This is a genomic window from Enterococcus avium ATCC 14025 (assembly GCF_000406965.1).
GTDB lineage: Bacteria > Bacillota > Bacilli > Lactobacillales > Enterococcaceae > Enterococcus_A > Enterococcus_A avium.
Genome location: NZ_KE136362.1, coordinates 53,138 through 67,024, shown reverse-complemented (window position 1 = coordinate 67,024; position 13,887 = coordinate 53,138). Strand labels below are relative to the sequence as shown.

At 39.4% G+C, this 13,887-nt stretch carries 12 protein-coding genes; all 12 read right to left on the bottom strand.

The window, feature by feature from the left end; translation table 11 throughout:
* Window positions 1-18 precede the first annotated feature (18 nt).
* Window positions 19-1,440 (bottom strand): PTS galactitol transporter subunit IIC, encoded by a 1,422-nt coding sequence (locus tag OMU_RS07385; RefSeq protein WP_016179317.1) that lies wholly within the window; start codon window positions 1,438-1,440, stop codon window positions 19-21.
* Between the two features lie 314 nt (window positions 1,441-1,754).
* Window positions 1,755-2,057, bottom strand: coding sequence for a PTS sugar transporter subunit IIB (locus OMU_RS07380; protein WP_016179316.1), 303 nt, complete (start codon window positions 2,055-2,057; stop codon window positions 1,755-1,757).
* Window positions 2,058-2,078: 21 nt separating this feature from the next.
* Window positions 2,079-2,537, bottom strand: a complete 459-nt coding sequence (locus tag OMU_RS07375) for a PTS sugar transporter subunit IIA (RefSeq protein ID WP_016179315.1) — start codon at window positions 2,535-2,537, stop codon at window positions 2,079-2,081.
* Between the two features lie 229 nt (window positions 2,538-2,766).
* Window positions 2,767-4,857: a BglG family transcription antiterminator gene (locus OMU_RS07370; RefSeq protein WP_016179314.1), complete on the bottom strand. Its 2,091-nt coding sequence runs from the start codon at window positions 4,855-4,857 to the stop codon at window positions 2,767-2,769.
* Between the two features lie 252 nt (window positions 4,858-5,109).
* Window positions 5,110-6,168 (bottom strand): zinc-binding dehydrogenase, encoded by a 1,059-nt coding sequence (locus OMU_RS07365; protein ID WP_016179313.1) that lies wholly within the window; start codon window positions 6,166-6,168, stop codon window positions 5,110-5,112.
* Between the two features lie 13 nt (window positions 6,169-6,181).
* Complete coding sequence (locus tag OMU_RS07360) at window positions 6,182-7,450, bottom strand: PTS galactitol transporter subunit IIC (protein WP_016179312.1); 1,269 nt, start codon at window positions 7,448-7,450, stop codon at window positions 6,182-6,184.
* A gap of 121 nt (window positions 7,451-7,571) precedes the next feature.
* Complete coding sequence (locus tag OMU_RS07355; protein WP_016179311.1) at window positions 7,572-7,862, bottom strand: PTS sugar transporter subunit IIB; 291 nt, start codon at window positions 7,860-7,862, stop codon at window positions 7,572-7,574.
* A gap of 75 nt (window positions 7,863-7,937) precedes the next feature.
* On the bottom strand, window positions 7,938-8,411 hold the full coding sequence (locus tag OMU_RS07350; RefSeq protein WP_016179310.1) for a PTS sugar transporter subunit IIA: 474 nt from the start codon (window positions 8,409-8,411) through the stop codon (window positions 7,938-7,940).
* A complete protein-coding gene (locus OMU_RS07345) occupies window positions 8,411-10,486 on the bottom strand; it encodes a BglG family transcription antiterminator (protein WP_016179309.1) in 2,076 nt (691 codons plus the stop codon). The genes OMU_RS07350 and OMU_RS07345 overlap by 1 nt, the downstream gene beginning before the upstream one ends.
* A 409-nt stretch (window positions 10,487-10,895) precedes the next feature.
* Complete coding sequence (locus OMU_RS07340; protein ID WP_016179308.1) at window positions 10,896-12,356, bottom strand: aldehyde dehydrogenase family protein; 1,461 nt, start codon at window positions 12,354-12,356, stop codon at window positions 10,896-10,898.
* Window positions 12,357-12,544: 188 nt separating this feature from the next.
* Window positions 12,545-12,952 carry a DUF4809 family protein gene (locus OMU_RS07335; RefSeq protein WP_016179307.1) on the bottom strand — a complete coding sequence of 136 codons (408 nt, stop codon included), beginning with the start codon at window positions 12,950-12,952 and terminating at the stop codon, window positions 12,545-12,547.
* Window positions 12,945-13,622 carry an HAD family hydrolase gene (locus OMU_RS07330; RefSeq protein ID WP_016179306.1) on the bottom strand — a complete coding sequence of 226 codons (678 nt, stop codon included), beginning with the start codon at window positions 13,620-13,622 and terminating at the stop codon, window positions 12,945-12,947. The genes OMU_RS07335 and OMU_RS07330 overlap by 8 nt, the downstream gene beginning before the upstream one ends.
* Window positions 13,623-13,887: the final 265 nt, after the last annotated feature.

Below are 13,887 nucleotides of genomic sequence, written 5' to 3'. Positions count from 1 at the left end.
TTCTTTCATCCTTCTCTATTAAGCTACCTTTGTTTTGCCTTCAGGGATCTCACCACTATTTTTCGCTGCAGCTCGTTCAACATAGCCATAAAAAGCTTCTTTATTTTTACGGAATAAGAAGTAAACAACAAAATAAGCGACAATCGTTAAACCAATCCACAATGGATTCTGACTTAAAAAGGCCAGGAAGATCAGCCCAAAAATCGGTTTTCCTAAGATATTAAAGCTGGTAACCATCAATGCGCCAGCCGGCAAAGTAACCCCTACAGTTTGTGCTATTTCAGTAAACATTGGCGCAGTGTATGAACACATATATAATCCTAAGCTGAACCAGATCACACCATTTAACAATGTCTTCGCAATATTTCCATTCGATAAGCAGACTAGCGCCTGAACCATGTATGGAATCGCTAACAAGTCAACGACTGGTAATGTTTGATTTCCAGGTAAGATCATTGCGATGAACACCATGATCGGAATTAAAAGAATTCCTGAGATCAGCGTAGCAGGTTCACCGTAGCCAGTCGCATCATTTACTCCTAGATACCATTCTCGGCCTTCATTATTGCCACGAACGTTTTTACTAGCTGCTTGTGAAATCGGATTGAAGGCTTGTGAGAAGATTCCCGCCACTTTCGGAAAGATTGCCATTACCGCACTTGTTGCGATCGCTACTTCTGTGATTTGTCCCCACGCCGATAATTCCGCTAAGTTGCTGATATTTCCTAAAATTCCTAAAAACAGACCTAAGAATAATCCTAATGAGATCGGTTCTCCTAAAAAGCCCAGCTTCTTCTGCAACCCTTGAGGATTTAAACGAACTTTATGCAGACCAAGCATATTCCAAATCGGGTCCATTATTAAGGCAAAAATTCCCGGCTCAATATTATGCATCGCGATGATCGTACAATTGGGATAATGATAATAGCTGGACCATCTTCTGGCTAACATTTCTGACAATAACAGACTGTACATATTCAACAAGCACATCAGGACAACGGCTAAAATTATGTTTTTCGTAGCCAAATATACCATCGAGCCCCAAACCATGTAAGAATAGTTATTCCACAAATCAGAAGGCTGGAACACATTCGTCCATTTGACTAAGAAAAGAACGGTTTGTAACACTAAGGCAATCACTAAGTAAATCATGCCCGCTTCTGTCGAATAGGCAACTAACGCCGTCGCCTGCCAGCCTACGTCAAATGCTGGCAAATTGATTCCGGTTTGATCGACCATCTGTTGTACAACTTTAGAAATAATCGGAGTGTAGGAATTCAAAATCAAGGTGAAACCCATCAAACCTACGCCTGCATATAAACCAGATAAAAATGCCTTTTGAGTCTTCACTTTTAATACTTTGGCAACAACAAAAATCATTACCGGAACAAAAACAGCCGATCCAAACGTATCAAAAACGCTCTTTAAAGTTTCTAACATCTCATTACTCCTTTTTCGTTTTAATGTATTTATTTTTCTTTCTGAAAAATAAGTCTGATTCTCAAGCCGTATACTATTCCTCTAATATGCTAAAGCACCAAGAGGAACTAGCATCCTTTTTCGTTTTAATGTATTTATTTTTCTTCCTGAAAAATAAGTCTGATTCTCAAGCCGTATACTATTCCTCTAATGTGCTAAAGCGCAAAGGGGAACTAGCATCCTTTTTCGTTTTAATGTATTTATTTTAGTTCTGCCAAATACTGGCAAAACAAATTATCTTCGCAAGAAACCAAATACAACCTTTTCTCAAAAGCTTATTTTTCTAATGCTAACAAGACCTCATCTACTTCTTCCAAAAACTCATCTTCGCCAAATCCAGTTAAAAAGCCAATTGCGTTCACTACGGGAATACCATAATCACCATCAGGTAGCGGACTCGTATAGGTAATAAAATCAAATTTACCAGTCTTCGCTAACGACAATGCTTCATTAGGATTCGCTTCTGTCGTATCAACGATATAGCCTTTTTCCTCCAACGTTTCTCTTAATTTTTCCGCCACCATTGAAGATGTCACTGTTCCTGATCCACAAACCGACAATACATTGTATCTTTTCATTACTGCTTCCTCCTTTTTTCTTTATGCGATTTCTAACTCCATTTTTTCCACAATACTATACATTTCTTCTACAGATGACGCTCGCTCCAACCGCTTCAACATTTCGACATCTTGAAAAAGTCCCATCAATTTGCTGAGCATTTTCACCTGTCCATCTGGGTCCTCTACGGCCATTAAGATTACTAACGATACACGAACCTTTTCTTCTGGATTAATCATTGAACAAACCTCGATGGGTTCTGCTAGGGTCGCGATTGCTAAAGCGGATTGATACACGTGTTCACGATCCGTGTGAGGAATCGCAATCCCATAATCCCCCATCTGCAATCCAGTCGGAAAGCCCTTCTCTCTTTCTAATACCGCGGGAACATAGGTTGATTTGACATAGCCTAATTCTTCCATTTTTTTCCCTAAGAACGTAATCATCTCTTCATAATCTTGCGGCTTCATTTTGCTAAAAAGTAACTCACGTTTGATCACTCGATCCCTCCTACTTCTGTTGTTTTGCTTCTTGCTTACCCAAAAGATAACACGGAAACGCTTTCTTTTAAATTTCTTTTGAACTCATTTTTTACTGAACCTATTCCTGAATATTTGTATGACTTGCTGAAAACGTTGATTTCACAAGCGTTTCTCCTTCTGTAATAATTGCGGAAATAGACAGATAATGCAAAAATCCCATTCGTGAAATGAATGGGAAATCGTTTTATTACTTTTTGAATGCTTGGATAATCGCTAGAAGCGATTCCTTGTTCTGCGCCTGATCCAAACGCTCAATCGCTCTAGGATCACTAGCGATTTTAAGCAGCTGCATCATAGGCTGAATATGCAATTTTTTATCAATCGCTGAAATCACAACAACATATCGATATGTCTGACCTTGACTGCTAAATCCTTTTGAAACTTTAGCCAAGCACATCCCCAGCTCACGCGCTCCATGTTCCGGAATAGTATGAGGGATGACGATTTGATTCCCCAACACAATACTGGGGGTAACCTCAGGAAATTGCTCCTCAAGATGAGATAAATAGCTTGGTTCAACAATCTTACGATCAATCAAATTTTGCGTCGCTGCTTGAAGAATATCTAACCAATCCAACTCATCTGGTAAAATGATGATACTCTCCTTTGTGATCAGATCGCTCAAATTTAACTTTGTTTCATTGGTCAAAATCTCTTGATCCTGAATCTGAAAAATAGAATTATAAGAGATCATTAATTCTTTACGAATCTTCCCTTCAATCTCATCATCCATTGACAGATGTTTTTTGACGATCGATAAAATATGATCCGGCTGCAGCTTGTAACTATCAATTTTATAGATCAGCTGGATCACTTCATTGACGATCAAGGTTTTGTTCATTGCAGATAGGTCATTTCCTACAACGATCACAGGGAATTCAGTTGTTAACGGATTTGTAGAAAATATTAATTGAACATCCAATTGCTTTTCTTTTTCATAGAATTCACGAATCGAAAAAGAACTGACAAAATGAATCATGGGGAACCAATTGTCTAACGTCTTTTCCAAAAGTTTTGAACTAATGATACCATTGGGGCAAACCACTGCTGCTTTGACAATCGTACGCTCAAGATTGATCGGCTTTTCTTTTGGCATGTATGCTCCAATGAACATGGTGATCAGATAAATTTCATCATTCGGAATCCGCTCTTCAAAAAATTCCTCTAAGGGCGCTACCGATGATTTCACAATAAAAAATAAAGGGTCCAACTGATTTTTAACAATATCCGTCAGTGTATAGTCAGAAGTTAACCCATAGCGAATGCGATAGTATGCTGGTGTTAGATGCAATGCTAAGTTTTCAATCAGCTGTTCTTTATCATTCAGCTGAATAATCGTATTTCTCTCCAGCATCGCAATAAACAGTTCAATATGCTTTCTGAGATCTTCTTTATTTAGGGAAAAAATATTGCTTAGATCGGTTATTTTCAACGAAAGAATGTACAGACACAGATAAAGGTGCTCCGTATAGGACTTCGGCAGCATTCCTTGCCCCGCCAACACTTTGACAATTGCCGCATATTCGTTGGTATCCATAATTTCCTTTGCCAACAAGCCAAAACGTTGCTCAATGATATGACCATTCTTAACTCGGCGATCTAGCAATACCAAAAAGTACGGCGCTGTTTGAATCCGATTATCTGTATACTGAACTTGCAGCTCATCTTCCACCATGCGCAGCATTTTTCGCTGTTCTTCGATTTCTGTCGCTTGGATGGCCAAATACTTCTCAAAAATAAGGCGATTATAAATAGAATCCATCACTTGATCTGTCACTACAAGAATCAAGCCACGAACCGCTTCTTCATCCCCACGAAAATAGTATCCGCCTTTTCTGGAATAATCGATCGTTAACTTATGTTTTTTTAGTTGCTTTTTGAGTTTCTTGATATCCGATACGATCGTGTTTTTACTAACCTCTAAGCTTTCTGAAAAGTGATACAGCGATAGATAATCTGCAGAAAAAATTAACAATAAAATAACTAGCAAACGATGATCCTCATCCAAAAAACTGTTTTCATCTGCTTGCAGCTGACTTTCACTATTCATAATTCCAGAGAAAACATCGACCACTTTCGTATCAACGATAAAACTACCATTACGTGAGCGAATGATTTTACGATAATTATTTTCTTCAAGATAATCATTGATTTTTTTTATAGCATAGTCTAATTGATTGCGAGTCAGATCATATTTTTCCATGATTTCTTTGGAAGAAATTTTCACCGTAGAAGCGACTGCCTGCAATATCTGGACGCTTCGATTATCAAGATCCATCTAGTGCCCTCCTGCTTACATTTTTTCCTATAGTCTAGCTTGAACAGGATGAATAGTAAACGTTTTCTTTGTGAATTCACTTTAAAATAACAATGATTGGAATATCTCGATACACAATATTCTTTTACAATTTCTTGCTAATGATTATTTATTACACTGTTCTCATGAAAATAGTATCAAAAAAATCCTCCTATAAAACAAACTCACAAAAAAGCTGCACCAAAAATTCTGGTACAGCTTCCTTGATTCAAATTAAAACTCTTCTGGATTGGATTCGATCATTACCTTGATTTCGTTGCCTTCCATCACTTTATCAAAGGCTTCCCGCCATTTAGTCAATGGATATTTTTTCGTAATCATCTCATCGATATTGATCGCACCTTTTGCTAATAAGTGGATCGCAATCGGCCAGTCATAAGGATTTTGTGAACGACTGCCGATGTATTCGATCTCTCGTTGAATGATCGATTCAGTGTCTAAATCCACCATTTTATTAGCGAACAAGCCTACTTGAATAAATTGCCCCTGCTTGCGAATCAATGGCAAACTAGCATTAACAGCAGGAACTGCTCCTGAGGCATCGTACACCTTATCCACGCCATAGCTATCCGTGATCTCATTGACGACTTTCGCTAGATCTTCCTTCATCGTATCCACGATCACATCCGCACCTAGTTTTTTTGCTAATGCTAAGCGATGAGCATCTTTTGTGATCCCCGTCATAATGACGAAGGCTCCAATTTCCTTGGCAATCTGCAAAAGATACAGTCCGATTGGTCCAGGGCCCATGATAATGATCGTGTCTTTTAATTCCAAGTGACTCTTTTGATACATCGCGTGGACACAGCACGCTAATGGTTCGCTCATCGCCGCACCTTCATAGCTTAAATGATCCGGCAGTAAATGAATGCTTTCTTCTCGAGCCAACACATAGTTCGCCATGGAGCCATTTTGCTGCGTGCCGATTCCTTTTCGATGGGGACACAAATTATACTGCTTTTCCTTGCAATAATCGCATTCGCCGCAGACATAAAAGGTCGTCTCACTGGTTACCCGATCGCCCACTTTAACTTTTGTTACATTGGCTCCGACTTCAACCACCTGCCCAGAAAATTCATGCCCTAGGACGACGGGGGTGGTGGGATTTTTGTATTCACCTTTAAACGTATGGATATCTGATCCGCAAATACCTGTATAAGCGACTTTAATCAAGACCTTGTCATCTGTTGCTTCTGGTACAGGTAAATCGATAAATGCCATTTGGTCATAACCGGGTGCCTGCTTGGAAACACCCTTCATTGTTTTACTCATTTACAAAAACCTCCTACATCACTGTGGCAACTAATTCTGAGAATTTCAAGAAGATCCATTTTAAGAAATTTCCGCCTGTATCCAAGTTCGTAATTTCAGCAGCGCCTTCTGGGAACTTCACGATCCCTTGCGCCATTTCAGTAATCACTGGCGCAAAATTGGTCGCCATTAACAAGGCAACAGCCATCACGACTGTCAATGAAATCACTGAATGTAAGATATTTCCTTTACGACTAGGCACAACTAACGCTGCGAAAAATGGAATTGTTGCTAAATCTCCGAAAGGCAGCACGCGGTTTCCTGGCAGAATAACTGCTAAGAATAATGTGATTGGAACCATCAAAAGACCTGTAGATAGTGCAGCCGGTGAGCCAGTCGCTAAGGCGGCATCCATTCCTAGATAAATTTCGCGATCGCCATAGCGGCTTTGCAATAGTTTTTGTGCTCCCTCTTGAATAGGAATTAACCCTTCCATCAGGATTTTTACCATCCGTGGCATTAAGAACATTACACCACCCATGTTCATTCCAATTTGTAGGATACCAATGAAATCGTAGCCGCCTAACAAACCAAGGAACATCCCGATGATGATGCCCATGATCATTGGTTCGCCAAAAATACCAAAACGCTTTTGGATCGTTTCAGGTTTTACATCTAATTTATTGATACCAGGAATCTTATCGACTAGCCAGCCGATCGGCAATGCTAAAACCGCATAACCTTGTGCTGAACCAGTCGTAATACTGATACCTTCTAACCCATAATATTCTTGTACCTTCGGCGCAGTCTTATCAGCGATAATTTGAATAATGATCGTAAACAGAATTCCGCACAGGATGCCAAAGAAAAAACTTTTTGTTACAATATAACCAGTTGCTGCCACAGAACTAACATGCCAGTAGTTCCAGATGTCAATGTTTAGTGTCTTGGTCCGATTTAACGCCAACATAATTAAATTCACGATCAAGATTACTGGAATCATCACAGCCGCGATTGGTTGCGCCCATGTCCCGGCTGAGACTGCTGGCCAGCCTGCATCAATGATCGTCAGGTTCAAGCCAAACCGTTCAACCATCGCTTGTGCCGCTGGACCAACGTTTGTGGTCAATACATTAATAACCAAGTTTATCCCGATCATCCCGATACCTACAGTAATTCCGGAAATAATTGCTTTTTTTATTGGAACCCTAAAAATAATCCCAACAATAAAGATGATGATGGGCAGCATCACACTTGCGCCGGCGCCTAAAATACTTTGCACCACATTCATTAAACCATCCATTTAATACATTCCTCCTAATTTGTTTTGATCTATTTATTTTTAATGTTAAAAATAAACCTGACTCCTCTTCACGCACATCAAATCCGCAAAGCGCGGAGTTGACCTACCTGAATGTAAAAAATTATTGAATACCCTTTGCTGCTTCGATGATTTGATTCTCAACTTTTTCCGTTCCAATCCCAGTTAAGAAGGCCATGGCTGAAATTGCTGGAATCTTGTATTGAGTTGGAAGCATCGTGGTTGAGATCAACATATCTGCTTCATCCTGTTTCCCAGCTGCTTCAGCAATCTTAATCTGTGTGATTTCCACTGGCAGATCATTTCTGGCAAATAAGTCCTCGACTTTTTTCATAACTACCGTTGAGGTTGCGATTCCTGCTCCACATGCTACTAATACACGAATTGTTTTCATAATGATTTTCTCCTTTTAATGTTTTTTTATTTTTTGTTCTGTCCTATTTGCAAAAGGTAGAACGAGCTTCCTTTTTCATAGCTGATTTTTTTTAATAGTTGTCACTAATTCATTTTCAGTGGTTGCTAACAATAATTCTGATAAAACCGTTTCATTTTGTAAAAGCCCCATCAACGATTGCAGCATTTCTAACTGTGCGTGGGGTTGATTTAACCCTAAAACAAAGATGATCTGGGCTTTGACCTGCTGGGTGTTATCTTCCATACTGTAAAAAGTCACCGGCTCCTGCATCGTAATCACTGCGACAAATTCTTCCCGCACACATTCGGCATCAGTATGGGGGATCGCCGCGCCAAAATTCATTAATTGAATCCCGGTAGGAAACTCTTTTTCCCGCTTCACGATCCGTTCCAGAAAATCCTCTCGGACCCAACCTAGGTCTAAAGATTTCTGATACACTTGCTCAAATAATTCTTCCTGTGACGTAAAGTTCTCTTGCGCGAAAACTAACGGTTCTTTCACATAAGAACTTAGTGTCGTTTCTGTCATCAATTTATCCTCCAATACTCTTCGTTAAAACGCAGCAACGCTTTCCGAATCTCATCCTTCGTTTTTGCTTTTTCTAACTGTGCCAATTCATTTGCACCAGCCAAACTCATCATTTCAAAAATCAAATCCAAGTGTTCCTCTTTATCGTTGGACCCCAGCAGAATAACGGTATGAATTCGTCTGCCGTCCTCTGAAAGAATCCCTTTTTTCACTAAGCCTAGACTGATTCCAACTCCGATTGCTCCCGCTTCTGTTACGGTATGAGGCAAAGCGATCTTATGACGTAAAACGGTATAGGCCGGCAGGATCGGCATCTCTTTTTTCAAAGCTTTCACGTACTCTGGCGTGATCACATGCTGACGTTCCAGCGGTCGCGCTAAAGCTTCTAAAACTTCGGTCCAGCTGGTCGTTTCCTCAAAAATTTGAATCGTTTCGCCCTTTAAAAGATCAATCAAATGCGGTCGCTTCTTTTCAAGAATCTTGGATTCTTTCGGTGCGAACAAACTTAACAATTCTTCGTACAAGCTTGTCTCATCCACAACATCGGCATGCTTTTTTACTACTGCCAAAATTTTTTCTGGCGTTACAACTTCTGTCTGAATAATCGCCGTTGATCGCAAAACACGTTCTCTTAATTGACGTTTTTCTTGTTCAGATAAAAAATTATTTACGACAAAGACTTTCTTTTCTGTTTTCAGCGGAACCGCCGAAAAAATGAAATCCGCATCAACCTCTGTTCGATAAAATTCCCGTGCCGACATCGATCTCACAAAGTCAATTTCCGGAAGCAAATTTTTTAAGGTGTTCTCCAATAAAACAGCAATTGAGATACCGTTAGGACAAACGATGACCGCTCGTTTACGATTTTCGGGGTGAATAATTTCCGTGCTCTCAACGATGTGGCTGCCGATAAACAACGAAATAAAAAATAATTCGGCATCAGGAACCGGCTGTTCAAAGTACGTTTCCAAAGGACCACTAGCTTCCTTGACTAAGTAAAATAATGAAAAAAGGTTGGCATCCTTATTCTCTTGATAAAAACGCGTCTGCAAATTCAAGTGGTATTTGATTCGGTAATAAGCTGGCCGCATATGAACGAGCAAGCGCTCTAATAACTTTTCTTTTTCCTCAAGATTGACACCCGCGATACGTTCAAAATTCGCAATGACCTTCTCAAGCGCCTCTTTCATCTTATTGATCGCTTTAACCGATAAGATATCGCCTCGCGAAAGATTCGTCGTCAACAGTAGCATCGTTACATACACACGTTCATTCTCACTTAAGCCGTCTACATCCCAAATAACTCGATCCGCTGCAAGATACTCCTTCGTGTCAGCAAGCTCGCGATAATTGACCTTAAAGCTATAAGAAATCAATTTACCCTTTTGCGCTCGGCGAATCATCAAAATGATTAATAGCGGCAACGTTTTTAATCGTTCATCGGTAAATTGAACATCCAATTCCTCTTCTACCAACTCCACTCGTTTGCGAAAAATTTCGATCTGTTGTGGATCGATATTCGCAAATTGAATAATCACATTGATTCCGTTATACATCACCGCGAGATTATTCAATAAATCAGACAGAAGATTTCGCTTATTCCACTCGTCGCCTTGGATAAAATACCCCTTTTGTCTGGTATACTTCAAAGCCAGTTCATGTTGCCAAAGTGCGTGATCCACTTCCTTCAAATCCCTTAGCACTGTATTTCGACTAACCTTTAGATCCTCAATGAAATGGTTTAAGGATAGATACTCTTCCTTGCTTAGTAACATCAATTCGATTATGCCCACCCGTTCCTTACCGGAAAATACATAGCTTTCTGTTGATTCTCCGAATTGCTCATCACCCCCCTTATAGTTTGAAAGAATCTCATTTGCAATCAGAAAGTGCCCATTTTTCGTTCGTTTGATCTCACTTAATTTCTCATCTATTAAAGAATCATTAATCTTTTTCAACGCATAATTCAATTGCCCTCGCGTCAAATCGAATTTCTCACATAACGCTTTACTGGTGATTTGCGGATTATTGACTAATTCAACAAAAATCTGATTTGTTCGTTCTTCTAAATTCATTCTCATCCCTCTTCACATCTTCAATTTAGACGAAAAACGCTTACATTTCCATCTTCTTTGTTCCCAAATAATTCAGTGTTCTTTATGCAACTTGGTGCTTACAAATAATTTTTTTCGCAAAAAAAAATGAACAAAAACTAGAAATACCTAAATAACGGTAAAAAAGCATGTCAGCATTCCTGTTTTTGATCACCTATTATGCAACTTGGTACTCTTATTCTTCATTCATTTTAACAAGAGTCTCATTAATTGTCTGTTTTTTATGTAAGCTAGACTTTTCTGGTTTCGTTAATAAATACAAGAGCTATTCCTTAAGCTCATACAAAAAAGTACTGAAATGAACAATTTTCACTTCAGTACTTTTTGTAGCAGCTCTACTTATAAGAATTATTTGCGCTAATTTCAAAATTTAAAATGGATACTGCCCTTTTCCTGAATTTGTCGTTACCCATTGAACTCTAGTAAATTCTTCTAATACCCATTCACCGTTAAAGCGTCCGATACCCGAGTTTTTCTCGCCGCCGAACGGTGCATTCGGCTGATCATCGACAGTCAAACCATTAATATGACACATTCCAGCTTCGATTCTATTTGCCAGAGCGCGTCCTTTAGCTAAATCTTTAGTGAATAAGGCACTTGATAGACCATATTCTGTATCGTTGGCCGCTTCGATTGCTGCTTCTGTGTCCTTCACTTTCAGAATCGGAAGTACCGGTCCAAAGATTTCTCGATGAAAAATTTCTAAATCAGGATCTTCAGAAACTATAACGAAAGGCTCGACGAGTTGTCCTTTAACCGTGCCTTCAACTAAAAATTTTGCTCCAGACTCCTTCGCTTGTTGAATGATTTCTTGAATTTGATCTGTCTGTTTTTGATTAATGATTGGTCCGATCACCGTCTTTTCGTCAGTAGGATCGCCCGAAACTAACTCTTTTACACGTTCCTCTACTTTATGGACAAATGTATCAAATACCGCTTCAACCACTATTGCACGATTAGCTGCCATACAGATTTGTCCTGAATGCATAAATTTGCTGACGATCAAAGCATGAGCTGCCTCTTCAATATCTGCATCATCGAGTACAATAAAAGGAGAATTCCCACCTAATTCTAAAGCCACTTGCTTAATCTTTTTACCACTCATCGCTTGACTGGCGATATTTTTTCCTACGGGAGTAGAGCCTGTAAAGGAAATGAATCCTGGTATAGGGTGGGCAACAAAATAATCTCCAATCTCACTGCCGCTGCCGACAGTCACATTGACCAATCCTTTAGGAACACCTGCTTCTTCAAAAATGCTTGCCGGCAATAGACCTCCAGTTACCGGACTATCACTCGCTGGTTTAATCACCACACCGTTTCCTGCTGCTATAGCAGGCGCTAAAGAACGCATTGTTAAATGAAAAGGAAAATTCCACGGACTAATAATTCCGATTACTCCCACAGGTCGATGGATCACAAAGCTTTCTTCTGCTGGCGTATTTGTCGGCAAAACTCTCCCTTCTGTCCGCATTGGAAAGCTGGCAGCTTCTTCAGTAATTCCTTTTGCTAAACGGACCTCGAGTCCTGCCTTTATTTTGGTGGCTCCACCTTCTTTAATTAGCCATTCGATAATCTCTGTTTGTCTTTCTTTCATTATCCCAACAGCCTTCTTCACGATCTCACTTCGTTCCTGAGGTGTTTTATCCATCCATTCTTTTTGAGCCTTTCGAGCCGCTTGATAAGCTTCGTCAACATCTGCTGTATTCGCGCCTTGGATTTTCAGGAGTGTCTCTTGGGTATAAGGATTTTTATCCTCATTCACATGTTCTACATCATTTCCTAGCTTCCATTCTCCGCCAATAAACTGTTTTTCAAATTGTTTTACCATATTCTCCACCTCTCCTATCCTTTCATATTAGAATACGCTTTCACAAAAAAGCAAAAATCCGGCTCAAAAAGTTGAGGCTCTGAATTTGTCTACACTTTTAAAGGCTATCTTTTCCTTATTCCACAAAAAAAGTCGTAGTAACAAGTTTTTTTGTCACTGCGACTTTTTCCGATTCTATCACAACCTATTTACTCAACGGCTATCTTTATCTCATAAGGCTCAAGTTTAAACAGTTGCACCAAAATACTGTTTACCTGTTCAAATAATACGTCATTATCATTGAAGCGTTGCTTCATTTGAATTCGTTCATTCCCCTTCTGATAGCTGATTTGATCACCAAAATAGACTGGTTTGATTACCTCATTTGCTTTTTGTAAAACGATCTCTTCTTCGCCAATCCCTACAGGAATAGCCTTTTCTCGCCATCCATTCTTTTGAGCAATCACTTGAACAAGCGATGGAACATCAAAATGATCCAACACAGCGGATCGTTGATCTTCAAAATGAATAGTAAAAGTCTCTGTATTTTGTAGCCCACAGGCATTACAGCCGCCTTCAATTAAAAACGCTTTACTGGAAATAGCTGCTTTAGGCATGAGACGCCCTCACTTTCTGATAAATTTTCGTTAACGAATCCGCATCTAGCTCAGAAAAAGACGAAACCACTCTATCTGCGAATGCCAAATCTTGCTTCGGAAATGCCGGGTTAGCAAAGCCTACACAAACCATGCCCGCATTGCGAACGGCTCCCGTGCCGTTTTTTGTATCCTCTATGCCTAAGCAATTTTCAGGCATTATACCTATCCGTTCTGCCGTAGCCAAATAAACATCTGGCGCAGGTTTCGAATGCTCTACCTCCTCCGTACTGACGACTTCTGAAAAATACTCCGACAAACCAATTTCTGCTAGATTTACTTTAATTTCTGCTAATGAGGAAGAGGAGGCTACTGCTAGTTTCAAGCCTGCCTGAGACAAACCTTTTACAAACTCTTGAACATGCGGAATTACTCTAATGCCATCCCTCTTGATCATTGCCTGGCGCAAAGCTGTCATTTGTTGAATATATTCTGCTACAGATAAGGGCAAGGAGAATTCCTGCTTCATTTTTTCCCACATATAGTCACTGGTCGTACCCATGAATTGAAAATGATAGCTGTCTTCTACCTCATGACCAGCTTCGCTTAAAATCTGTGATTTACTTTGAAAATACGTATACTCTGAATCAACTAAGACACCATCCATATCAAAAATAATCGCTTCTAACATTGATATCCTCCATTTAAAACGTTTGCTTAAACTCTACCATAGATAAAGGACCGAGTGTAGCTATTATGGAAAAATCCCAGCTAGACTGAGAGCAGCTCTTGGCTTAGACAAAAAATTAATATTTAGTCTTAAACACGATTTTCTTCAAAAAAAATTGTAACAATCAACGAAAACTTAATAACGCTATAGATTTAAAATATAAAGTAAAACGCCCCATTGCTTATTTGATAAATTCTATTTTTCGTTAAGTTGTTTTAAACTCTAT

What these genes read in the sequence shown, in the direction of transcription:
- OMU_RS07385 (WP_016179317.1), bottom strand. Translation starts at nt 1,440, where the DNA reads ATGTTAGAAACTTTAAAGAGCGTTTTTGATACGTTTGGATCGGCTGTT.
- OMU_RS07380 (WP_016179316.1), bottom strand. Translation starts at nt 2,057, where the DNA reads ATGAAAAGATACAATGTATTGTCGGTTTGTGGATCAGGAACAGTGACA.
- OMU_RS07370 (WP_016179314.1), bottom strand. Translation starts at nt 4,857, where the DNA reads ATGGATCTTGATAATCGAAGCGTCCAGATATTGCAGGCAGTCGCTTCT.
- OMU_RS07365 (WP_016179313.1), bottom strand. Translation starts at nt 6,168, where the DNA reads ATGAGTAAAACAATGAAGGGTGTTTCCAAGCAGGCACCCGGTTATGAC.
- OMU_RS07360 (WP_016179312.1), bottom strand. Translation starts at nt 7,450, where the DNA reads ATGGATGGTTTAATGAATGTGGTGCAAAGTATTTTAGGCGCCGGCGCA.
- OMU_RS07355 (WP_016179311.1), bottom strand. Translation starts at nt 7,862, where the DNA reads ATGAAAACAATTCGTGTATTAGTAGCATGTGGAGCAGGAATCGCAACC.
- OMU_RS07350 (WP_016179310.1), bottom strand. Translation starts at nt 8,411, where the DNA reads ATGACAGAAACGACACTAAGTTCTTATGTGAAAGAACCGTTAGTTTTC.
- OMU_RS07345 (WP_016179309.1), bottom strand. Translation starts at nt 10,486, where the DNA reads ATGAATTTAGAAGAACGAACAAATCAGATTTTTGTTGAATTAGTCAAT.
- OMU_RS07340 (WP_016179308.1), bottom strand. Translation starts at nt 12,356, where the DNA reads ATGGTAAAACAATTTGAAAAACAGTTTATTGGCGGAGAATGGAAGCTA.
- OMU_RS07335 (WP_016179307.1), bottom strand. Translation starts at nt 12,952, where the DNA reads ATGCCTAAAGCAGCTATTTCCAGTAAAGCGTTTTTAATTGAAGGCGGC.
- OMU_RS07330 (WP_016179306.1), bottom strand. Translation starts at nt 13,622, where the DNA reads ATGTTAGAAGCGATTATTTTTGATATGGATGGTGTCTTAGTTGATTCA.